Raw genomic sequence first — 23,337 nt, forward strand, 5'->3', positions numbered from 1 at the left:
AGATTATGTGTAGAATATTCTAACAAGTCTCTCAAATTAGATCATTTGAAAGAGTCGCGGCTGCAGTGCCTAATGGATCACGGAGATCAACACATCTCAGCCAGTCGCGAGGAGACGAACATGTTTGTGAGAAGCCTGAGAGAAGTCGAGCAGACCGAGCGTTTCGTCGATTGGGGCAATGGCACAAGCCACCGTCTGCTGACCAGGGATGACGGGATGGGGTTTACGGTTTGCCACACCGTTGTTCGCGCCAACACCGAAGCCCTGCTGCAGTACCGCAACCATCTGGAGGCCTGCTACTGCATCCAGGGAGCAGGCGAGGTCGAGGATATGGACGGCAATGTCTTCCCCATCCGCGCCGGCGATATCTACGTTCTCGACAAACACGATCGGCACTATTTGCGGGGTGGCAAGGATGAGGATCTCATCCTCGTCAGCGTCTTCAATCCACCATTGAATGGCACGGAACGTCACGATCTAAGCAATAGAAGCGGTTCGGAATACTGAGCCGGCCGCCCCGCCCGCACACCACGCCGTTCAGGTTTTTCGCCGCCGCGGGCGATGGTCCGCGGCGGAAAGCGATGGGTTCGGCGGTGGCCGTCAAACCAGCCCCGGCACGACGAACACCAACCAGGCGACGATCGGGCCGATAATGGCAATCAGCGCGCTATAGATCAGCAGTTGCTTGAGGACCTGCTCTCGCCTGTCATCCGGCGCATTGGCAACCACGAGGGCGCCATTGGTGGAGAAGGGGCTGGTGTCGACGATCGTCGTCGAGATGGCGATGGCCGCGACCACGCCTATGGCGCTGACATGTCCCTGCATGAGGAACGGAACCGCAAGCGGGATGATGGCGCCGAGCAGCGCGGTCGAGGATGCAAAGGCCGAGACGATGGCGCCGGTAAAGCAAAGCAGGAGCGCCACCAGCAGCGGCATGCCGAGACTGGATATGCCGTTCGCGACATAGTCGACCGTACCGGCCTTCTCCATGACGCCGACATAGGTGATGATGCCGGCAATCAAAAGCACGGTCGACCAGCTGACCTTGTCGATTGCCGCCTTCTGGGTCTTCGGGGACAGCAGCGCCAGCGCAACGGCGACGGTCATGGCGACCAGACCGACATTGAACTTGAAAACCAGGGCGCCGATGCCGAGCGCCGTCAGGCCGATCAGGGTGGTGATTCTTTCATTGTTCAGACGCAGCGTCGCCGCCGTATCGGCCGCAGTGCCGTAGGCATGGTCCCGGATCGGCTTTGCCGGCGTGCCGCCGTGGCCCCTGATCGAGGCCGACACGCCCTCGGGATGCAGTTCGGGCAAGGGCCAGGTGATGTTGCCGGCGCGTGCTTCATGACCTTTGCGCCGCCGAAGGCGAAGAACACCAGCACTGATATCGCCAGGTTGAAGAAAAAGCTCGAGAGAAACAACGACGTCGGAGCGAAAGGCAGGCCGGCCTTCGCCACGATCTGGTTGGTGATGCCGCCATAGATGCTGATCGGTGAAAAGCCGCCTGCCTGCGCCCCGTGGATCACCATGAGACCCATCATCACCGGGTGAATGCGGTACTGAATGGCAAAGCTCAAGGCCACAGGGGCGAGAATGGCCACTGCGGCCGGCCCAAGCGCGCCGAAACCGGTGATGACGGCGGCGACGAGGAACATCACCTAGGGGATCAGACCGATGCGTCCACGCACCAGGCTCACGGCGCATTCGACCAGCCAGTCGATGGTGCCGTTGATCTGCGCGATGGCGAAGAGGTAGGTGACGGCGACGAGCGTCAGGAACAGATCGCTCGGGAAGCCGGCAAAAATATCGCCGGTCTTCATGCCGATGGTCATGGAGCCGAGAAGGAAGGCGCCGGCAAAAGCGAGCGCGCCCATGTTGATCGGCTGGATCGTCGCAATGATGAACATCGCGACCAACAGGCCTATGGCCAGTATTTCAATACCCATGATTCCCCTCCCTCCGGCGCCTCCAGCGCCGTAGCTGTTGCGTTCAAGTTTGATGCGGATGCCGGCGCGCCCTCCTCCCAGAGGGCGGTCGCCTTACGTCCTGGTGTAAAGATCGGCGTATTGCTGCCGCAGGATGTTCTTCTGAACCTTGCCCATCGTGTTGCGCGGGAGGTCGTCGGCGAAGATGATGCGTTTGGGTTGTTTGTAGCGCGCGAGGCGGTCTTGGAGGGCGCTGACAATGCTCTTTTCATCCAGGACGGCGCCAGGCTTGCACACGACGACGGCGGTGACGCCTTCTCCGAAATCGGGATGCGGCACGCCGATCACAGCGCTTTCGACGACACCGTCGATCTGGTCGATCTCGCTCTCGACCTCTTTCGGATAGATGTTGTAGCCGCCCGAAATCACCAGATCCTTGCCGCGGCCGACGATGTGGACATAGCCGTCCCGATCAATCTTGCCGAGATCGCCGCTGATGAAGAAACCGTCGGCGGTGAATTCGGCCGCGGTTTTCTCCGGCATGCGCCAATAGCCCTTGAAGACGTTCGGCCCCTTGATCTCGATCATGCCGGTTTCTTCAGGCGGCAGCACCTGCCCGCTGGCGGGATCGGTGACGCGCACCGTCACGTCAGGCAGCGGCAAGCCCACCGTCCCGGCAATCCTCTTTCCGTCATAGGGGTTCGACGTGTTCATATTGGTTTCCGTCATGCCGTAGCGCTCAAGAATGGCATGGCCGGTCCGCGCCTGGAACGCGTTATGCGTCTCCGCCAGCAGCGGCGCCGAGCCGGAGATGAACAGGCGGATGTTGGCCGCCGCTTCTTTGCCGAATCGGGGGCTTTGCAGCAGGCGCACATAGAAGGTCGGCACGCCCATCAGCATCGTTGCCTGCGGCATCAGCGAAACGACCTCATCGGCGTCGAACTTCGGCAGCAGGAACATCGAGGCGCCGGCGAGCAGGGTGACGTTGGTGGCGACGAAGAGCCCGTGCGTGTGGAAGATCGGCAGGGCATGAATCAGCCGGTCATCTGATGTGACGCGCCAGTAGTCCCGCAGGGTCAGGGCGTTGGAGAGCAGATTTCCATGGGTGAGCATCGCTCCCTTCGAACGGCCCGTTGTTCCCGAGGTGTAGAGGATCGCGGCCAGATCATCGGCGGCGCGCGAGGCATCGACAAAGTCGGCCGGCTCGTCGCGCGCAAGATCGAGCAAAGAGCCGCTACCGTCGGAGTCGAGGGTTTCGACGATCGCGCCGTGGCGTTTGGCGATGGTCTCCACGCCTTCCCGGGCGGCCGGGGCGACGACCACCAGACGCGGCTCCGCATCACCGATGAAATAGTCGAGCTCGGCCAGCGTATAGGCGGTGTTGAGCGGCAGGTAGACGGCACCGCTGCGAAGACAGGCGAGATAGAGGATGAGCGCCTCGACGCTTTTTTCGACCTGCACCGCAACCCGGTCGCCGGGGCGGATGCCGAGCGTGTCCATCGCGCCGGCGATGCGGCCGGAAAGAGCGAAGGCGTCGTCATAGGTCCATATGCGGGTGCTATCGATCCGGATGAACGCTGCGTCGCCGGGCGCGGCGGCCCGCATGGCGTCGAAAAGATGGTTGCTCACTTTCGCCCTCCTCCAAGCGTGGAATTCATCAGTTGTACGAATGCTCGAGAGCCCTGCTGGCCATGGCCGCCGCGGCGGCCGTCATCGCTCTGGCTGAGCAGGTTTTTGACGGCGGGCGAGGCGATCACTTCGCCGCGCTGCGCCAGCGCCTCGTGGTTGGCGACGATGTCGTCGAGCTTGTAGAGGTAATTGACCATCAGACCGTGCGCCTGCTGGATAGCCTTGGGCGAGCGGTCGCCGAGGAAATTCAATCGTTCAAGCCGCGCGCCATTGCCGAGATGGAAGCGGGCAACGGGATCGACGGGACGGCCCTCCGGCGTCCGCTCGGTCAGGAAGTAGCGCGCCGCAAGCGGCAGCAATACGCGCTCCACTTCGGCCGCGCCGTTCTCCTTGCCGGGCCAGTTCGGATCGTCGAGCAAGGCCAGCGTTTTCAGGGCCGCTTCGGATAGAACCAGGCCGTCTGCCGAGGCGCGCACCTTGGCAAGCCAACGGGCAAAGCCCGGGACCGGCGACAGTGTGACGAAATTCTTCAGGCCGGGCAGGTCGCGGCGCAGGTCTTCCACGACCTGCTTGATCAGGAAATTGCCGAAGGAGATGCCGCGCAAGCCATCCTGGCAGTTGGAGACCGAATAGAAGACGGCCGTCGTCGCCTCGTCGGCATTGATCTGCTCCCTGCCCTCATCGAGCACATCGGCGATCGCCTTCGGCACGGATCGGGTAAGCGCCACCTCAACGAAGACGAGCGGCTCGTCGGCCAGTCGCGGATGGAAAAAGGCAAAGCATCGACGGTCGGCCGGCGCCAAGCGACGGCGCAACTCCTCCCAGCTGGCGATCTCATGCACGGCCTCGTACTTGATGATCTTCTCCAGGATGTTTGCCGGCGTCGACCAGTCGATGGGTCGCAGCGTCAGGAAGCCGCGATTGAACCAGGAGCCGAACAGATGCGTGAAGTCGGCATCAAGCGCGTCATAGGCTTCTGATCGGTCTTTGGAAGCAAGCAGCTGCTGACGCATGCGAACGAGCGTGGCGGTGCCGTTCGGCGCGTGATTCAACCGGCGCAGAAGCTCCTGCCGCCGCGGCTCGGCTGCCTGGTGGAGCGCAATAACGGCGGCCGAACTCTTGTCGGTGCGGTAGCGTTCAATCGCCTGGTCGAGCTTGCTCGCATCAGGCCCGAATTTTTCGTGAAGCATCTGGAGGAATGCCTGCGCGCCCTCGCTGTCGAGGGCCTCCCAGCGATCGAGTATCTCGGCCGCAAGGGCCATGCCGGATGCTTCGCCCCGGCTCGACAGCAGCATTTCACAGAGGGTCTGAAGATCGGCTTTGGCGGCGGCCTGTGTGTTGCGCGAGCCGGAAAACAAAAGCTGGCGACCGTGATCCGTGATGCTTTGCAGCATGTCGGTGAAGAAAGACGCCTCGGGCATGCCATTCTCCTCTCTTCCGAAGACCAGCCGTATTGTGCGGCCATTCAGACCATCTGCTTCCCATCACCGGGCTTCATCGGTAGTATGTAGAGTGTCATCTTTCGTACACGGCGTCAACATTCGTGTATACAAGAATGGCGATTGTGTATGAAGGATGCGAGACAAATGTCAGAGAATGCCGGCCGGTGGCTTCGGGATGAGATTGAAAACGCGATACTTTCCTACGAGTTCGCCCCTGGTGAACGGCTTGATGAAACGGTGCTTGCCAATCGCTTCGGCGTTTCGCGAACGCCGGTGCGCGAGGCGTTGATGCAGCTTGACGCCATCGGGCTGATCGAAATCCGCCCGCGCCGCGGTGCGATCGTGATAGATCCCGGGCCACACCGGATCTATGAGATGTTCGAGGTGATGGCGGAACTCGAAGGCCTGGCGGGATCGCTCGCCGCACGCCGGCTGGACAAGGCCTCCCGGGAAGCGATCACCGCCACCCACAGCCGCTGCGAACAATCGGCCGGCGCCGGCGACAGCGATGCCTATTATTACGACAATGAGGAATTTCATAAGGCGATCTACGCGGCAAGCCGCAGCGATTTCCTTGAGGAGCAATGCCAGCAATTGCATCGACGCCTGCGGCCGTACCGCCGCCTCCAGCTGCGCGTGCGCAATCGCCTGTCGACCTCCTTCTCGGAACATTGCGCCATCGTCGACGCGATCTTTGCCGGAGATGGAGATGCCGCCCGCCGCCTGCTTCGAACGCATGTCGGCATTCAGGGCGAGAGGTTCAGCGATCTGGTGGCCAGCATGGCGTCGAGATGACGAGAGGCCCAAATTTCAGCCGGCGGAAAACCGAGCCGCATCGCGGAGATCAAGGAAACCATCTGCGTAAAAACCGCAAGCACCGGGCTCTTACTCTTGAGGTTCATCTCCACGATGCGGGGAAACGAAAGTTTTTTTCTTATTCGGCCAGGCCGAGCGAAGTGCTTTCCAGAAATCCCGCAGCGCCAGAAGCAGCGCGGCTCTTTGTGTTCCATACATGAACTTCACGACGTCGTCGGCGTCCCACCGACCGGTCTCTCGCTCGTCCTTCATCGCTACCTGCCGCAACGCCCCTAATCCAAAAATCCATAGAGCCAGTCGCGCGTTTCCTCCGGCAGGGAGGCCGGCTGCTCGTCCTCTCTGTTGCGGGCCTGCCATATGATCTCGACCTCGGCGGCGCGCTCCTCCCCCGTGTCGATCGAAACCAAAAAGCCGATGGAGCGCACGCCGATCTTGTCGATGGCGGCGGTGAAGATTGCCGGCTCGTCATGGTGCAGCGGGCGGTGAAGCATGCAGGAGATCTTGCTGGCGCTATAGAGCGGTTCGTCGTCTACATCGGGCCGTGCCGACCAGAAGCTCGCAATGACGGATTCAGCGTAAGAAATATAGGAGGCCAGGAACATCTTGCCGTTCATATCGACATCGCGAAACGGCACGCGTATTTCCGTCACCCCAGGACGCTTTGACTCACTCATCAACAATACTGCCTTACAACATTCCCCCAAACCGACATTACTGCATAATTCATTGGATCGAAACAGATTTGATTCAAAGCGTTAGAGCCTGGCTTGCAGGTTCTCGAAGGCGCGCCGCGGGTATGACGATGCGATCGGAGCAAATATTGCGAGCAACGGTTCGCGTCCCGTAGCGTGCGCAAGCGCCGCGGGAGCACTTGTTGAAATCGGCGGGCGATGCCCCATCTGCTGTGGAACATGACAGAAGCGGCCGATAGAGTGTCTCCATGAGCACCCGTCTTTACGAACACCCGATCTTCCTGGAACATGTGACGCCCGCCGGACACCCCGAGCGGTCGGACCGGATCCGCGCCATCAACGTCGCGCTGGAGCATCCGAATTTCGAACGGCTGGAGCGCCGGCAGGCGCCGCAGGCGAGCGAGGATGCGGTGCTGCTTGCCCATCCGGAGGAGCATCTTGCCGCTGTCATAAGGGAGATTCCCGAGGAAGAGGATCGGATCAACCAGCTCGAAGCCGATACCTATGCCAGCGTCAAGAGCCTGCAGGCGGCGCTGACCGGCATCGGCGGCGCGATGGCGGCGGTGGACGACGTCTTTTCCGGCCAGGCCGACAATGTCTTCGTCGCCGCCCGTCCGCCCGGGCACCATGCCGAGAAGATGACGGCGATGGGCTTCTGCTTCTTCAACAATGCGGCGATCGCCGCCCGCCATGCGCAGAAGAGGCACGGCGCCGAGCGCGTCGCCATCGTCGATTGGGACGTGCATCACGGCAACGGCACTCAGGATATCTTCTGGGACGATGCCTCGGTGCTGTTCTGCTCGACGCATCAGATGCCGCTCTATCCCGGCACAGGCGCCAAGGAGGAGAAGGGCAAGCACAATACCATCGTCAATGCGCCGCTTTCGCCGAATGTCGGCAGCGATCATTTCCGCGAAGCGTTCAAATCGCGGGTGCTGCCGGCACTCGACGATTTCCGGCCGGATCTGATCATCATCTCCGCCGGCTTCGACGCGCATCACCGCGATCCGCTGGCGCAGATCAATCTGACGGGTGAGGATTTCGACTGGGCGACGGGCAGAGTCCTGGAACTGGCCGACCGGCACGCGAAGAACCGGGTCGTCAGCCTGCTCGAAGGCGGTTATGATCTCGAGGGGCTGGCCGAATCGGCGGGCATGCATATTCTGAGAATGATGAAGGGTTGAGAATGACTGACAGCGCCAAGCCTGAAGTATCAGGCCTTTCCTTCGAAAAGGCGGTCGCCGAACTCGAAAGCATCGTTGCCCGGCTGGAACGCGGCGACGTGGCGCTTGATGAATCCATCGAGATCTACGAGCGCGGCGAAGCGCTGAAGAAACATTGCGAGACGCTGCTTTCGGCGGCCGAGAACCGCATCGAGAAGATCAGGCTCGACCGCGCCGGCAGGCCACAGGGCGTCGAGCCGCTGGACGGCGCCTGAGCGTAGCGAACGCGGCACTTGAAGACGCTTGGCGATCGGCTTTCGGTCGATCTATGATCCCCTTCCGGAACCATCAGGGGACAAACAATGACGGACAGATTGAAGGGCAAAATCGCCATCATCTCGGGCGGCGCGACCGGCATGGGGGGTGCTGCCTCGAAGCTGTTTGCGGCCGAAGGCGCGCGCGTTACGATCATCGACCGCAATGGTCAGGCGGCCGCCGAGACCGTGAAGCAAATCCGTGATGCCGGCGGCGAGGCCGACTGCTGGACGGCCGATGTCTCGGACGAAGCCGCCGTCAATGCCGCCGTGGCCGGCGTCGAGGAACGCTATGGCGCGGTGACGGTCCTCTTCAATCATGCCGGCACCATCGTCATCAAGCCTTTCCTGGAGACGACGCTTCAGGAATGGGACTGGCTGCACGCCGTCAATGTGCGCTCGATGTTCCTGATGACCAAGGCGGTGCTGCCGAAGATGATCGCCGCCGGCGGCGGATCGATCGTCTGCACCTCGTCGATCTCGGCGGTCGCCGCCACCCCGATGGAAGTGCTCTACGACACCACCAAGGGCGCGGTGCACATGTTTGCCCGCGCCATCGCCGTCGAGTTCCGCGACCGAAACATCCGCTGCAACGCCGTCTGCCCCGGTTTCATCCGCACGCCGCACGGGCTGCGCGAGGTCGCCGACCTGCAGGCGCTCGGCGTCGATGTTTCGGATGCCGCCATCGCCGCGCAGCAGGGACGGATCGGCGAACCGGAAGACGTGGCGCGCGCCGCCCTTTATCTCGCCAGCGATGAATCGAGCTTCGTCAATGGCGCTCATCTCTTCGTCGATAACGGCTTCACCGCAATCTGACATCATGGAGCCTCTTCGGCACATCCTGTTGGACGCGCGGCGCTGCAGGGACTATCTGTGGTCGACGTCCCTGCAAGCGGAGATCCCTCATGTCCTTCTTTCCCGGTAAAGATCCCCTGCCCGGCGATGCCTTCGCCTGCGATGCGATCGAGAACCTGATCATTCCGCGCAGCAGCGATATCGGCGGCTTCCAGGTGCGGCGCGCGCTGCCGACGCGGCAGCGGCGGCTGGTCGGGCCGTTCATCTTCTTCGACCGCATGGGACCGGCGATCCTGAAGCCCAATGAGGCGCTCGACGTCAAGCCGCATCCGCATATCGGCCTTTCCACCGTCACCTATCTGTTCGACGGCGAGATCCGCCATCGCGACAGCCTCGGCACCGAAAAGGTCATCCGTCCCGGCGACATCAACCTGATGACGGCAGGCCGCGGCATCGTCCATTCCGAGCGCACGCCGGACAATCTGCGCGGCCATCCGTTGCTGATGTCCGGGCTGCAGACATGGCTCGCGTTGCCCGACGACAAGGAGGAGATCGATCCTTCCTTCGCCCATACGGAAAAGACCGACATGCCGCTGATCGAAACATCAGGGGTGCGCGGCCGGGTCGTCATCGGTTCGTTCGAAGGCATGACATCGCCGGTCGGCACGTTCTCCGACACGCTCTATGTCGATCTCAACCTGCAGCCGGGCGTCCGCTTTCCCTTCGGCGCCGGCCATGAGGAGCGCGCCGTCTACGTGCTGTCGGGCGAGGTGGTCATCGCAGGCGATCGCTTCGCCGCCGATCAGTTGCTGGTCTTCCGGCCCGGCGATCCTATCACGCTGGAAGCCGGCGGCGACGGCTGTCATCTAATGCTCTTCGGCGGCGCGGCGCTGAATTCGAAACGCTATATCTGGTGGAATTTCGTCTCGTCCTCGAAGGAGCGGATCGAAAAGGCCAAGGAGGAATGGCGCACCGGCCGCTTCGATATCGTGCCGGGTGACGAAGAGGAATTCGTGCCTCTGCCGGAGGGGTGACGGCGGCGGATAGGCCGCCTGGAAATCAACCCGCCGCGAAATAGCGCGTCAGCGCCCCCTTCGTGCGATTGACGTAGCCGTCCTGCCAACTGTCGTCGACGTTGAGGAAGCCCGACCAGCCCTTCTTGCCCTGGCGCTTCAGTTCCGCCTCGACCGCACGGAAGCGGTAGTGGTCGTAGACATCGAGGATATGCACCGCATAGGCCTCGGCAAGGGCGCGGTCGCCTTTGACGATCAGCATGTTCTCATCATTGGCGTAGGAGGCCTTGAAACCGAGATTATGGCTGCCGAGGACGACGACGCAGTCATCCGATAAGGGATCGATCACCAGCACCTTGTCGTGAATGATGGCGCCGACCTTCTTGGCCGTCAGTTCCTCCGCGCCGAAATCCGCCAGCAGTTGCCGGTCGTCGATGCGCGAGGCGCGGACGATCGAGACGTTGGCCTCGTCGAACGTATGCGGCGAGATGGCGTCGACATCGTCGTCCTCGTCGTCGGGATCGTTCTTTTTGCTGGGGACATAGTTGGGCATGGCCTGGGGGCTGGAAACGGCGCCGGTGACGATCAGCTTCTGATCCTTGAGGCCGATGTCGATCGCCTCGCCGACGATGCAATCCTTGCCGGACTGTCCGGGATAGAAGGCCAGAAACAGCACCGCATGCTCGGCGCGGCGCATCAGCCGGTAGACCTCGCGAAGATCGGGCGGTGTAGCCTTGCCCTTCCTTCGGCTCTGCATGTTCGGCGAGAACCATGCTTCCACCGAAGCGCCATTGCCGGTGGGCACAATGGACGGCGTCTCGTTCGAGCGACGGAACGCCTTGCTCTGCTGGTTGTCGGGCATGCCGTCGTCGAATTCGACCGGCTCTTCCAGCGTTGCATTGTCTTCCAGCATCCGCTCCCAATAGGAGACATAGGCCGCGGCAACGGCATCGTTCCTGACGATCAGCGCATTGTTGGATTGGCCGGCAAGGCCCGTCGCCGTCCAGTTGGTGCTGCCGGTGAAGACGCTGCGACCCGCGCCGCCAGGCGGAATATGGACGACGAACTTGTTGTGGCCGATCTGACTCGAATTGTTGAACATGCGGTGGTGAATTTCGGCGCCGGCCTCGATCAACGCGTTGCGTGCATGGGCATTGCGCACATCCCAGTCGTCACCGACCTTTCCGGTATTGGCGAGGATGAGGCTGAACTTGTCCTTGTTGGCAAGCAGCAGGTCGAGCAGTTCCTCATCCTCGAGCTCGTAGAGCGCGACAAGGAACCGGCCAGGCGCATTCATGAAGTCCTTGAGCATGGGAATGACATCGCCGGCAAGATATTTGCGGATGCCGTTTTCCGGATTGGAGATCATGTCGATCAGCTCGTTCGGCTGTTTGACGCCGTCTTCCAAGAGCACGTTTCGCAGCCACTGGGCGGCGAGGATGCCGTTGGTGAAGGTGGACTCGAACTGGCCACGCTTGCGCGTCACATGCACCGGATTGGAGGCGACGGCCGGCCCGAGATAACCGAGCGGCCGCGGAGGCCCCTCATAGGCCTTGACCGCGATCTTCTCGAAGGTGCCGTCGAGCTTTTTGATCGGCCGGCCATTTTCATCCCGCTTGTTGATTTCGACGATCTCAGGCGTCGGATCGGGCGCGGCCTGCATGCCCGGCTTCAGGTCGCCGAGCGGGCGGATTTCATAGCGCACGCGGACCTCGTCCGGTCGGCGCTTCATCTCGTTGCGGCGCTTGCGCAGCGTCAGGTCGCGCCAGGACAGCTTCTGCACCGGCCAGAGCGACGTCGTCTGCGGCAGCCAATGCGGATTACGCTGCCCCTTGAAGGCGACCCAGGCGGCGCAGGTCACCCGGTCCTCGCTGCCGTCGGACCTTATCGACACGTTACCCTGTTCGTCGAGATAGACGCGGACGACTTCGAACCCGAGGCACCCGTCGATCTTGGCATCGATGTCCCAGGCCACATAGGCGACCTCGTTATTCACGTAGGCATGCGCTGCAACAATCGTTCCCATGACCCGTCCCCCAGTCAGTCCGGCAACATTGCTACCATTCCGTGTCATATTCAAGCTGTTCGCCAGCGCTTCGCGCATTCGATCGCCCGGGCAAATCAGGCAAATGCAACTCATAGAAATAGAAAGTGATATCTTCCGAAACCGCTCACACTTTTTTCCGCCATGCTCTAAGGTGAAAACCTTCGGTTCCTGAAATGCACTTGTTTTGCCCCGATCTAATCGAATAAAGCGAAACGAGGAAAAGCAAGAAAGAGCACCCGCCCGTGACACAACTGCCGAAGACTCCCCTGCTCGACCAGGTCATCTATCCAGCCGACCTGCGCAAGCTCGAGGATCGCGAGCTGCCGCAGCTTGCCCGCGAAGTCCGGGACGAAATGATCGATGCGGTGTCGCGCACCGGCGGTCATCTCGGCGCCGGCCTCGGCGTGGTCGAGCTGACGATCGCCATCCACAGCGTCTTCGATACGCCCAACGATCGGCTGATCTTCGATGTCGGCCACCAATGCTATCCGCACAAGATCCTCACCGGCCGGCGCGACCGCATCCGCACGCTGCGCCAGGAAAACGGCCTTTCCGGTTTCACCCGCCGGGCCGAAAGCGAATATGATCCGTTCGGGGCGGCGCATTCCTCGACCTCGATCTCGGCCGGTCTCGGCATGGCGATCGCCGCCGATCTGGAGAAGACCGACCGCCGCGTCATCGCCGTCATCGGCGACGGGGCGATGTCGGCCGGGATGGCCTATGAGGCGCTGAACAATGCCGGCGCCCTCGACGCCCGCCTCATCGTCATTCTCAACGACAACGACATGTCGATCGCCCCGCCGACGGGGGCGATGAGTGCCTATCTCGCCCGCCTCGCCTCGGGGCGCACCTATATGGGCTTCCGCGACTTCGGCAAGAAACTGACGGCCTATCTCGGCAAGAACATCGACCGGGCAATCACCCGCGCCGTCGAGCATGCGCGCGGCTACGTCACCGGCGGCACAATGTTCGAGGAGATGGGCTTCTACCATATCGGCCCCATCGACGGGCACTCCTTCGACCACCTGCTGCCGGTGCTGCGCAATGTGCGCGACAATGCCCGCGGACCGGTGCTGATCCACGTCGTCACCCAGAAGGGCAAGGGTTATCCGCCGGCGGAAGCCGCGGCCGACAAATACCATGGCGTCAACAAGTTCGACGTCATCACCGGCGCGCAGGCGCGGGTCAAGCCGAATGCGCCGAGCTATACCAGCGTCTTTGCCGAAGCGCTGGTGCAGGAAGCCGCCCTTGACGACAAGATCGTCGGCATCACCGCCGCCATGCCGAATGGCACCGGCCTCGACAAACTCGCCGAAGCCTTTCCGTCGCGCTGTTTTGACGTCGGCATCGCCGAACAACATGCCGTGACCTTCGCCGCCGGGCTTGCGGCGGAAGGCTACAAGCCGTTCGCCGCCCTCTATTCCACCTTCCTGCAGCGCGCCTACGACCAGGTCGTGCACGACGTGGCAATCCAGGGCCTGCCGGTGCGTTTCCCGATCGACCGCGCCGGCTTCGTCGGCGCCGACGGGCCGACCCATGCCGGCTCCTTCGACACAGCCTTCCTCGCCACCCTGCCCGGCTTCGTGGTGATGGCGGCGGCCGACGAGGCTGAACTCAAACATATGGTGCGCACGGCCGCCGCCTATGACGCCGGCCCGATCTCCTTCCGCTATCCCCGCGGCGAAGGTGTGGGCGTCGACATGCCGGCGCGCGGCGAAATCCTGCAGATCGGCAAGGGCCGCATCGTCAAGGAAGGCACCAAGGTGGCGCTGCTCTCCTTCGGCACCCGGCTTGCCGACTGTCTGCTTGCCGGCGAGGATCTCGACGCCGCCGGGTTGTCGACAACGGTCGCCGACGCGCGTTTCGCCAAACCGCTCGACCACGACCTGATCCGCCAGCTCGCCCGCCACCACGAGATGCTGATCACCGTCGAGGAAGGCTCGGTCGGGGGCTTCGGCAGCCAGGTGATGCAGTACCTTTCGAGCGAAGGCCTGCTCGACAACGGCCTGAAGATCCGCTCGCTCGTCATGCCCGACATCTGGATGGAACAGGCCAAGCCCGAAGCGATGAACGCTCATGCGGGATTGGATCGCGCCGGGATTGTTTCGACGGTGTTCCGGGCGCTTGGACGCGGGGTTGCCGTTGGAGTGGCCGGGTAAGTGATCGGCCGAGGGTGCGCCGCGTAGCCCCCTCATCCGCCTGCCGGCACCTTCTCCCCGCTGGGGAGAAGAGATTTGCGGCGACCTCTCGACTCCCCCTTCTCCCCTCGGGGAGAAGGTGCCCGTAGGGCGGATGAGGGGGCTGCGGGACCGCACAATCACTATCTTCATGAAAAAAGGGCAGCCCATCACTGCGCCGCCCTCTTCCTTAGCCGTTCCTTCCGAAAGCGCGCTCTCAGAACTCCGTCCAGTCCTCCTGAACCGCAACCGCAGCGCTCGCCTGTTTGCCGCCGAAGGCCTTGGTGACCTTGCTGGCGAGTGCGCGGGCCGGTGAGGCGATGGGGCGCGAGGCCGGCGTTGCGGCTGCCGTCCTCTGGACCGGAGCGGCAGGCTCGGTTCCGAGCTTGAACTGGCGCAGCAGCTCGTCCAGGGCGCTTGCTTCCTGGGCAAGCGCATGGCTTGCAGCGGTCTGCTGCTCGACCATGGCCGCATTCTGCTGCGTGCCCTGATCCATGTTGTTGACGGCGGTGTTGATCTCCTGCAGGCCGATCGACTGTTCGCGCGTGGCGGTGACGATCGCGTTGACGTTGCGGTTGATCTCCTGCACCTCGGCGACGATGGCTTCCAGCGCCTTACCGGTCTCGCCGACCAGCGACACACCGGTCTGAACATGCGTGCCGGAATTGGTGATCAGGTCCTTGATTTCCTTTGCAGCCTTGGCGGAACGCTGCGCCAGCTCGCGCACTTCTTGGGCGACGACTGCAAAGCCCTTGCCTGCCTCGCCGGCGCGTGCCGCTTCGACGCCGGCGTTCAGCGCCAGGAGGTTGGTCTGGAAGGCGATGTCGTCGATGACGCCGATGATGTTGGAGATTTCGCCGGAGGATTTTTCGATCTGCTGCATGGCCGAGACCGCCTTGCGGACGACATCGCCGGATTTTTCGGCGCCGAGGCGGGTGCGCTCGACGAGATTGCCGACATCCTCGGCGCGCTTGGCGCTGTCGCGCACCGTCGTCGTCACCTGCTCGAGCGCTGCAGCGGTCTCTTCGACGGCTGCGGCTTGCTGCTCGGTGCGATGGGCAAGATCGTCGGCAGCCGAGCGGATTTCGCCAGCGCCTGCATTGATCGCCGAGGCATTGCGGCCGACTGACTGAAGTGCCGCCTGCAGCTTTTCGACGGCGTGGTTGAAGTCGTTGCGCAGGCTGTCATATTGCGGCGCGAACGGCGTCTGGATGCGGGCAGCGACATCGCCGACGGCAAGGCCGGCAAGGCCACCGGCCAGAGCGTCGACGGCATAGCGGAGCTCGCCTTCTTCGCGCGCCTTCTGCTCATCGCTTGCCTGGCGCTGGCGCTCTGCATCGTCGCGCATGCGGTCGGTTTCCCCGGCAAGACGCAGCTTCTCGATCGCCGCCTGCTTGAAGACCAGGACCGACTTGGCCATGCGGCCGATCTCGTCGCCGCGTTCGACAGCCGGAACCTCGATATCGTTCTGGCCGCCGGCGAGCCGGTCCATGGCAGCGGTCATGCCGACGACCGGGCGGACGATGGTGCGCGACATCAGCCAGGCAAGAAGGGCGGCGGCTAGCGAGGCGACGATGCCACCGGCAAGCAGCGTCGTCGTCAGATCGCTGTTGGCATCAGCCCGGATCGCCGCGAGCGCATTCGACTTTTCGCGGGCGGTCGCCTTGATCTTGGCGGACGCCTGGCGGAAACCGTCGAGCTGGCCCTTGGCGGCGTTGACGCCGATCTTGACGACCTCTTCGATCGGCATGTCGGTTTCCTTGCGCGCCTTGGTCTGCGGTTCGGCAAGTTCATGGAAATAAAGGTCGGCCGCCTTCTGCATGCCGTCGATCATCTCGACCAGCTGCGGCTCGCCGGCCGCGGTCTGCTTGGCGGCGGCGATTGCCTTCAGCATGCGCTCGCGATTGGCGAAGACATCGCCATAGGTGCTGTCGCTGCGGAAGAGAATGAAGCCGCGCAGGTTGACCGCCTGCTCGAGCATGGCCTGCAGCGCATCGTCGATCTGGTTGACGAGCAGCTCCGATTTTTCCTGCTCGGTGGAGGCGGCCGCCGATGCCGTCGCCTTGGAATAGACGAAAGCCGAAACGGACACGAAGATCAGAATGAGGGCTGCGAACGTGGCCGCAAGCTTCCCATTCAGGGATATGTTTTTAACAGACATCGGTGAGTTCTCCTGGCGACAGTCGGCGCGGCGAGAGACAGTCGCGCGCAAGGCGCAACCGCAGAGACTTGGAATTGGAAACATGATCGGCGGAAGACGCCTGCGCCTTCATGGCACGAAGCGGTTCGGACCAACCGCTGCAATCGTGCCGACCCTATGCGGACAGGCTTTAAATTTGTTTAAATCGCGGATCGCAGGAATTGCCCTGCAACCGGCAGGAATAAAATGCTTGCAAGCGGCGGCTTTGCCGGTCATTCACAGCCGATGTCCGATCAAAACAGCCAACGCCTCGACCAGCTTCTCGTCTCCCGCGGCCTCTTTGCCAGCCGCTCTCGGGCGCGCGACGCCGTGCAGCGCGGCACGGTCCGGATCGCCGGTGAGGTGGTAACCAAGGCCGGCGCGCTCTTCGGCGACGATGCCGATATCGAGATCGACGACCCGGCACAGGCTTACGTCTCGCGCGCCGCCCTGAAGCTTGCAGCCGCTCTCGACCATTTCCGGCTCGATCCGGCCGGCCATCACTGTCTCGATATCGGCGCCTCCACCGGCGGCTTCACCGAAGTGCTGCTGCTCAGGGGCGCCCGGCACGTCACCGCAATCGATGTCGGCCATGGGCAGATGCATCCGCGGCTATCCGGCGATCCGCGGGTGACGAACCGCGAAGGCCTCAACGCCCGCAGTCTCAGCGCCGACGATATCGGCGAGCCCGCCACCTTCATCGTCTCCGATGTCTCCTTCATCTCGCTGAAGCTGGCGCTGACTCCGGCGCTCGATCTCGCTGCGGCGGGTGCTGTCGCCGTGCTGCTGGTCAAGCCCCAGTTCGAGGCCGGGCGCGAGGCGATCGGCAAGGGCGGGCTATTGAAGGATCCCTCGTCTGCTCCGGCCGTCGCATCCGAATTGGAGCGCTGGTTCACCGAGGACATGGGCTGGAAAAGCCTCGGCCTCATTCCCTCCCCGATATCAGGCGGCGACGGCAATCGGGAATATCTTTTGGCAGGATTAAAACCGTGAGCACCGAAACCGTCACGATCGAAAAACTCGGCGCCCAGGGCGACGGCATCGCAAGCGACGCCGGCGGGCCTGTCTACGTGCCCTTTTCCCTGCCTGGGGAAACCGTGGCGATCGCCCGCGTCAAGAGCCATGGCACGATCATGTCGATCGCAGCGCCCTCACCCGACCGGCAGGAGCCGCCCTGCCGGCATTTCGGTCCGGACGGCATCAACGGCACCTGCGGCGGCTGCACGCTGCAGCATCTGGCCGACGGCCCCTACCGCGCCTTCAAGCGCCAGCTGGTCATCGACGCGCTGAAATCCAAGGGGCTGACGCCTGAGGTCGGCGAAATCGTCCCGGCTCACCCGGGCGAGCGACGGCGCGTGGTGTTTGCGGCGCGCCGGACCGAGAAGGACATGCTGATCGGTTTCAATCAGGCCGAAAGCCACCACATCGTCGCCATCGAGGAATGTCCGATCTCGTCGCCTGGGATCGTCGCCCGGCTGCCGGCGATCAAGGCGATCGCCGCGTCGCTCGCGACCAGCGCCGAAGCCTTCCGGATCGCCGTGCTTGAAACGCTCTCCGGACTCGATGTAGCGTTCGACGAAATCAAGAAGCTCTCCGACCCGCAGCGGCGCAAGGCGATCGAGACGGTGCTGGCCTTGCGCGGCATTGCCCGCGTGACGGTGAATGGAGAAATCCTGGTCGAGCCATCGAAGCCGCTCCTCGATTTCGGCGGTGTCTCGGTTTCGCCGCCGGCCGGCGGCTTTGCCCAAGCGACCAAGCCGGCGGAAGAGGCGATGGCGGAGCTGGTGCTTGCCCATGCCGGCAAATCGAAACGGATCGCCGACCTCTTTGCCGGCACCGGAACGTTTTCGCTCCGGCTGGCGCGGATCGGCCGCGTGCATGCGGTCGAAGCCGAGGGCAAGGCGCTTGCAGCCCTCGACCAGGCTGCCCGCAAAACTCAGGGCCTGAAGCCCGTGACGATCGAAAAACGCGATCTCTTGCGCCGTCCGCTGATGACGCAGGAGTTCAAGCCCTATGACATGGTTGTCTTCGATCCGCCACGCGCCGGCGCGGAGTTCCAGTGCAAGGAGCTCGCCCGCTCGGCGGTGAAGAAGATCGCCGCCGTAAGCTGCAATCCGCTGACTCTGGCGCGAGATCTGGCGATCCTCGTCGAGGGCGGCTACCGCATCACCGGCGTCACGCCGATCGACCAGTTCCTCTGGACTTCACATGTCGAGGTGGTGGCGACGCTGGAGAAGTAACCGGCGTCATTAGGCAATCGGAAACGCCCGCGGCGAGCGCGGGCATCTCCGATGACAACTTTTGTCAAGCTGCGCGGCGGACAGCCAAGGCTTCCTGAGCGCCGAGTCTGAACTGCGCCAGAAGCCGCATCAGTTTCGCGGCCTCCTGGGCAAGACCATGGCTGGCGGCCGTCTGTTCCTCGACCATGGCTGCATTTTGCTGGGTGCCCTGATCCATTGTGTTGACGGCAGTGTTGATCTCGGCGAGGCCCGTCGACTGTTCACGCGTGGCGATCACAATCGCCTCGACATGGCGGCTGATTTCCTGCACCTGCGCAACAATCGACTGCAGCGCCTTGCCGGTATCGCCGACGAGTGTGACGCCTGAACGAACCTGAGCATTCGAAGTCGTGATCAGACCTTCGATTTCCTTGGCGGCCTGGGCCGAACGCTGGGCCAGTTCGCGCACTTCCTGGGCAACGACGGCAAAACCCTTGCCGGCTTCACCAGCGCGTGCGGCTTCGACGCCAGCGTTGAGAGCCAGCAGGTTTGTCTGGAAGGCAATATCATCGATAACGCCGATGATGCTTGAGATCTTCTCCGAGGACTGTTGGATGCCGGTCATGGCATCGACGGCCTTGCTGACGATCTCGCCCGAATGTTCGGCGTCGTTGCGTGTGCGGCCAACCAGACTGCCGGCCTCTTCGGCGCGGCGAGCAGTATCCTTGACGGTCGTGGTGATCTCTTCCAGAGCGGCAGCCGTTTCCTCGACGGAGGCGGCCTGCTGTTCGGTGCGGCGGGCAAGACCGTCCGCGGCGGTACGGATTTCCGTCGCTCCAGCGTCGATTGCATGGGCATTGCTGCCGACGGCATGGAGGGCAGCGTCCAGCTTGGCGACGGAGGTGTTGTAGTCGCTGCGCAAGCGATCGAGGTGGGAGGCAAAAGGCGTATCGATGCGATGGGCAAGATTGCCTTCGGAAAGTGCTCCGAGCGCGCCAGCAAGCGCATCGACGGCCTCACGGATTTCCGCCGCCTCACGCGTTTTCTGCGCTTCGCGTTCCCGGCGCTCGCGCTCCGTCAGCGAACGGCCCTGCTCGGCTTCGTCTTCCAAGCGCTCCCGGTCGACGGCATTCGCTTTGAACACGGCAACGGCCTCCGCCATCGAGCCGATCTGATCACGGCGCTCTTCGCCTGGAATGACGGCGGAAAGATCACCGGCGGCAAGCTTCTGCATGGCAGCGGTCATCGCCGTGATTGGACGGATGACGAAGCCGTGCAGCAGCCATGCCATGGCGGCAATCATGATGCCGACGGCAAGGAGCGTGGCGACCAGGGCTGCGATGCGGAACTGGTCGAGCGTCGCGAAGGCTTTGTCGCTGTCGACCACGAAGCCGAGATACCATTTTACAGTCGGAAGACCTTCGACCGGCACGAAGGACACAAGCACCGGTTTGCCGGCAAATTCGGTTTCGGTGAGGCTGCCGCCGATCGTCGGCGTGATCGTCGGGAAGGCATCGGCCAGCGTCTTCGTTACCAGCTTCGCATCGGGGTGGATGAGAATTTGGCCGCTGTTATTAACGAGGAAAGCCTCGCCCTGCCCGCCAAGATTGATCTCCTTGATCATATTGACCATGGTTTCCAGCGAGAAATCGCTGGCAGCAACGCCGGCGAGCTTGCCATCGCGGGAAACTGGAACGGCAGAGCTGATGATGAGATTGCCGCTGGATGCGTCAGTATAGGGTTCGGTCAGCACGGGGGCGTTTGCCTTTACGGCATCCTGATACCAGGGACGCTTGCGCGGATCGTAATCAGCCGGCAGCGGCAGGTCCGGCCACGACGTGAAGACGCCCTGCTCATCGCCGAGGTAGGTGCTGACGAACTGGGTGGCGAGCACATTGTTCTGCAGAACCTTGCGAACACCATCACGATCGACTGCCTTGCCAACAGCATCACCGACCATGGCGGTCAAGATGACGCGCCCGTTCATCCAGTTGGCGAGGCTGTGGGCGGCCTGCTCGCCAGAGGATTTGATATTCGCTTCGATCGAAGCGGTGGTCACGCTACGCTGAACGTGATCGATGTAATAGGAAAAGGCGGCGAAAGCAGCTAGGACTACGACAGACGCTGCAACCAGGATGCGCGTCATCAAATTGGTCTTCTTTGTCATGCCATGCACTCCATCAAATAGATTCGGGGGCGCAACGGTTAAGCACGCCGCGACATGGGCGGCGACACCGTTGGATGAATTTGAACAAGGGGGTCAAGCACATCATGCGCCCGGACGGCCGAGGAATCCGTCGCGCTCTAGTTATTTAGCTTATACTTAAAAGGAGCTTAAAATTTCAGCAAAAACCATGAGATTATAGGGGCTCAACGTCGCATAAAAGCTTCGAAAGCGGCCCGCGCCTCTGCACTTTTCAGTCGGGCTGAGAAATGGCGAGCCTCTTCATCGATACGGGCGATAATTTCCTCCCGCGGACCGCGGACGAGCTCACGGGAGATGCGCAGCGCCTCGGGCGGCTTGGCGGCGAGGTTTGAGGCAGCGGCCAATGCCTGTCTTTCAACCTCTTCCGGCGTCGTCACCTTCCAGACAAGCCCGGCCTCCCGTGCCTCCTCGGCGCTGAAGGCCTCTCCGGCAGCGAGCATGGCAAAAGCCCGCTGGTGACCCATGATGCGCGGAGCAATCAAGCTCGACGCCGCTTCCGGCACCAGCGCCAGATCGACGAAGGGCGTGCGGAACTGGCTGCGGTCGGAGGCGATCGTCAGGTCGCAATGCAGGTTGAGGGTCGTGCCGATGCCGATCGCCAGGCCGTCGACGCCGGAGACCAGCGGCTTTTCGGATCTGACGAGCGCGTAGAGAAAATCGATCAGTTCCTCTCCCATGCCGCCGCCCATGGCGACGGCCAGAAAATCGCCGATGTCGTTGCCGGCGGAAAAGCTGCCTTCAGTGCCGAGGAAGACCGTCACCCTGATGTTTGCGTCCGCATTGGCGGCATTCAGCGCATCGGTCATGGTGCGGTACATCGCCCGCGTAAAAGCATTCTTTTTTTCCGGCCGGTTGAAGCGGATGAGCTGGACGCCGGGATGGGCGGAAGGCTGCTCGACGACGATATGATCAGTCATGGGGATCTCCTCAGGCAAGCAGAATGCGGGCGGCGGCAAGGCTTGCCGCGCCGTTGACGATCCGGTCGCGAAGGGCTGCGGTCTCGGAAAGCAGGTTTTCAGCGGCGAAGCGGCAGAGCGCGATGCGGCCCTCGGCTTTGCCGTCGCCGCTCTCGGCCAGGCCACCCTTGGCAAGATAACAGCCGGTGAGCACCAGCCCGAACAGGCGCTGATAGGGCGTGGCGCCGGCAAGCGCTTCCGCGGTCCTGTCATCTGCCAGCGCCTTCAGGAGCCAGATCGTAGCCTGCTCCAGGTCGGCGACGGCTGCATCGAGGCGCGCGGCCGTCTCGCCGAAACCATCGAAATTCGAGCGGCGGACATCGTCGGCGATCCCCTTCAACTCGGCGATGAAGCCTTTTACCTGATCGCCGCCGGAAAGCGGCAGCTTGCGTGTAACGAGATCGATCGCCTGAATGCCGTTGGTGCCCTCGTAGATCGGCGCGATGCGGGCATCGCGGAGATAACGGGCCGCACCGGTCTCCTCGATGAAGCCCATGCCGCCATGCACCTGGATGCCAAGCGAGGCGACCTCGACGCCGGCATCGGTTGAAAAGGACTTGGCGATCGGCGTCAAAAGCGCGGCACGCTCCTGCCAATGGCGGCCGTCGGGTGCCCGGCGGGACATGTCGATCGCGTGGGCGCAGGCATAGGAGATGGCGCGCGAGCCTTGGGTCAGCGCCTTCATGGTCAGGAGCATGCGGGCGACATCGGGATGTTCAATGATCGGGCTCATGCCGGCGCCCGACCAGCCCGGGGCCTTGCCCTGCGTGCGTTCGCTTGCATAGGCGATAGCCTTCTGAGTGGCGGCCTCGGCGATCGCCACGCCCTGCATGCCGACGGCGAGGCGCGCATTGTTCATCATCGTGAACATGCAGGCGAGCCCCTTGTGCTCCTCGCCGACCAGCCAGCCGATCGCCCCCTTTTCGTCGCCGAACCGGCCGTCGCCATAGATCATCGTGCAAGTCGGCGAACCATGAATGCCGAGCTTGTGCTCCAGCGCGTGGCAGAAGAGATCGTTGCGGGGCCCAAGCGAGCCGTCGTCGTTCACCAGGAATTTCGGCACCAGGAAGAGCGAGATGCCGCGCGTGCCGGCCGGTGCATCCGGCAGCCGCGCCAGCACCAGATGGATGATGTTGTCGGCAGCGTCGTGTTCGCCCCAGGTGATGAAGATCTTCTGACCCGATATGCGATAGCTGCCGTCGGGCCTGCGTTCGGCACGGGCCTTCAGGACGCCGAGATCGGATCCGGCATGCGGCTCGGTCAGGTTCATGGTGCCTGTCCACTCGCCCGAGACCATCTTTGCCAGATATTTCTCCTTGAGCGCGGCGCTGCCATGGGTGCTGACCGCCTCGATGGCGCCCATGGTCAGCGTCGGAGCGAGCGCAAAAGCCATGGATCCGGAATTCCACATTTCGAGAGCCGCGACATTCAGCATGTCAGGCAAGGCCTGGCCGCCGAAAGCCTCTGGCGCCGTCAGGCCGTTCCAGCCACCTGCAATCCAGCTGCGGTAGAGATCACGCCAGCCATCCGGCAGCCGGACCTCGCCATCGACGAGGCGGGCGCCCTGGCGGTCACCGATCTCGGCGAGCGGCGCCACCTCCTCTGTGGCAAAACGTCCCGCCTCGGCCAGGATGGCGTCGACGAGATCCTCGCCGAGATCGTCAAAAAGACCGTTCGACATCGCCTCGCCCATGCCGGCTACATGCTTCAATGTGAACGCGATTTCCTCAACGGGCGCCTTGTACATGCTTTCTCCTCCGT

Annotated in this window: 17 protein-coding genes and 1 pseudogene; 9 read left to right on the forward strand and 9 right to left on the reverse strand. The window is 62.8% G+C overall.

All coding sequences use genetic code 11. From position 1 onward, the window contains the following. The first annotated feature begins 120 nt into the window (after positions 1-120). Entirely contained in the window at positions 121-507 is a 387-nt protein-coding gene (locus tag CO660_RS04405; protein WP_085779980.1) for an ectoine synthase, read from the forward strand. Positions 508-600: 93 nt separating this feature from the next. Here CO660_RS04405 and CO660_RS04410 read toward each other — a convergent pair. The 3 genes and pseudogenes from CO660_RS04410 to CO660_RS04420 all read right to left on the reverse strand — a co-directional run bounded on the left by CO660_RS04410 (position 601) and on the right by CO660_RS04420 (position 4,978). Beyond that, positions 601-1,949 (reverse strand): annotated as a pseudogene (locus CO660_RS04410) (SLC13 family permease). A 93-nt stretch (positions 1,950-2,042) separates the two neighbouring features. Then, positions 2,043-3,557: a malonyl-CoA synthase gene (locus tag CO660_RS04415; RefSeq protein ID WP_097597729.1), complete on the reverse strand. Its 1,515-nt coding sequence runs from the start codon at positions 3,555-3,557 to the stop codon at positions 2,043-2,045. After that, positions 3,554-4,978, reverse strand: coding sequence for a malonyl-CoA decarboxylase (locus CO660_RS04420; protein ID WP_097597730.1), 1,425 nt, complete (start codon positions 4,976-4,978; stop codon positions 3,554-3,556). Before CO660_RS04420 ends, CO660_RS04415 begins: the two co-directional genes overlap by 4 nt. A gap of 165 nt (positions 4,979-5,143) precedes the next feature. Between CO660_RS04420 and CO660_RS04425 the strand changes: the two genes are divergently transcribed. Beyond that, entirely contained in the window at positions 5,144-5,794 is a 651-nt protein-coding gene (locus CO660_RS04425; RefSeq protein WP_097597731.1) for a GntR family transcriptional regulator, read from the forward strand. 293 nt (positions 5,795-6,087) lie between these two features. On the opposite strand, the gene CO660_RS04435 is transcribed toward CO660_RS04425, so the two are convergent. Beyond that, positions 6,088-6,489: a thioesterase family protein gene (locus tag CO660_RS04435; RefSeq protein WP_085777184.1), complete on the reverse strand. Its 402-nt coding sequence runs from the start codon at positions 6,487-6,489 to the stop codon at positions 6,088-6,090. Positions 6,490-6,755: 266 nt separating this feature from the next. Between CO660_RS04435 and CO660_RS04440 the strand changes: the two genes are divergently transcribed. The 4 genes from CO660_RS04440 to CO660_RS04455 all read left to right on the forward strand — a co-directional run bounded on the left by CO660_RS04440 (position 6,756) and on the right by CO660_RS04455 (position 9,813). Further along, positions 6,756-7,691: a histone deacetylase family protein gene (locus CO660_RS04440; protein ID WP_085777183.1), complete on the forward strand. Its 936-nt coding sequence runs from the start codon at positions 6,756-6,758 to the stop codon at positions 7,689-7,691. Positions 7,692-7,693: 2 nt separating this feature from the next. Beyond that, positions 7,694-7,945 (forward strand): exodeoxyribonuclease VII small subunit, encoded by a 252-nt coding sequence (locus CO660_RS04445; protein WP_039618216.1) that lies wholly within the window; start codon positions 7,694-7,696, stop codon positions 7,943-7,945. A gap of 87 nt (positions 7,946-8,032) precedes the next feature. Then, a complete protein-coding gene (locus CO660_RS04450; RefSeq protein WP_097597733.1) occupies positions 8,033-8,800 on the forward strand; it encodes an SDR family oxidoreductase in 768 nt (255 codons plus the stop codon). Positions 8,801-8,889: 89 nt separating this feature from the next. Then, on the forward strand, positions 8,890-9,813 hold the full coding sequence (locus tag CO660_RS04455) for a pirin family protein (protein ID WP_097597734.1): 924 nt from the start codon (positions 8,890-8,892) through the stop codon (positions 9,811-9,813). Positions 9,814-9,838: 25 nt separating this feature from the next. Here the strand turns inward: CO660_RS04455 and CO660_RS04460 are convergent, their stop codons facing one another. Further along, positions 9,839-11,818, reverse strand: a complete 1,980-nt coding sequence (locus CO660_RS04460) for a phospholipase D-like domain-containing protein (protein WP_097597859.1) — start codon at positions 11,816-11,818, stop codon at positions 9,839-9,841. Positions 11,819-12,081: 263 nt separating this feature from the next. Between CO660_RS04460 and dxs the strand changes: the two genes are divergently transcribed. Next, positions 12,082-13,998: a 1-deoxy-D-xylulose-5-phosphate synthase gene (gene dxs, locus CO660_RS04465; protein ID WP_085777180.1), complete on the forward strand. Its 1,917-nt coding sequence runs from the start codon at positions 12,082-12,084 to the stop codon at positions 13,996-13,998. A 235-nt stretch (positions 13,999-14,233) separates the two neighbouring features. On the opposite strand, the gene CO660_RS04470 is transcribed toward dxs, so the two are convergent. Beyond that, positions 14,234-16,177, reverse strand: a complete 1,944-nt coding sequence (locus CO660_RS04470; protein ID WP_097597735.1) for a methyl-accepting chemotaxis protein — start codon at positions 16,175-16,177, stop codon at positions 14,234-14,236. Positions 16,178-16,441: 264 nt separating this feature from the next. On the opposite strand from CO660_RS04470, the gene CO660_RS04475 reads away from it, so the two are divergent. Both CO660_RS04475 and CO660_RS04480 read left to right on the forward strand, forming a co-directional pair. Then, positions 16,442-17,188: a TlyA family RNA methyltransferase gene (locus tag CO660_RS04475; RefSeq protein ID WP_097597860.1), complete on the forward strand. Its 747-nt coding sequence runs from the start codon at positions 16,442-16,444 to the stop codon at positions 17,186-17,188. Continuing rightward, positions 17,185-18,435: a class I SAM-dependent RNA methyltransferase gene (locus CO660_RS04480; RefSeq protein WP_097597736.1), complete on the forward strand. Its 1,251-nt coding sequence runs from the start codon at positions 17,185-17,187 to the stop codon at positions 18,433-18,435. Before CO660_RS04475 ends, CO660_RS04480 begins: the two co-directional genes overlap by 4 nt. 64 nt (positions 18,436-18,499) lie before the next feature. Here the strand turns inward: CO660_RS04480 and CO660_RS04485 are convergent, their stop codons facing one another. The 3 genes from CO660_RS04485 to CO660_RS04495 all read right to left on the reverse strand — a co-directional run bounded on the left by CO660_RS04485 (position 18,500) and on the right by CO660_RS04495 (position 23,323). Continuing rightward, on the reverse strand, positions 18,500-20,581 hold the full coding sequence (locus CO660_RS04485) for a methyl-accepting chemotaxis protein (protein WP_097597737.1): 2,082 nt from the start codon (positions 20,579-20,581) through the stop codon (positions 18,500-18,502). 203 nt (positions 20,582-20,784) lie between these two features. Next, positions 20,785-21,537, reverse strand: coding sequence for a crotonase/enoyl-CoA hydratase family protein (locus CO660_RS04490; protein WP_097597738.1), 753 nt, complete (start codon positions 21,535-21,537; stop codon positions 20,785-20,787). A 10-nt stretch (positions 21,538-21,547) separates the two neighbouring features. Beyond that, positions 21,548-23,323, reverse strand: a complete 1,776-nt coding sequence (locus tag CO660_RS04495; protein WP_097597739.1) for an acyl-CoA dehydrogenase — start codon at positions 23,321-23,323, stop codon at positions 21,548-21,550. Positions 23,324-23,337: the final 14 nt, after the last annotated feature.

The organism is Rhizobium sp. L9 (genome assembly GCF_002531885.1).
Taxonomy (GTDB): domain Bacteria; phylum Pseudomonadota; class Alphaproteobacteria; order Rhizobiales; family Rhizobiaceae; genus Rhizobium.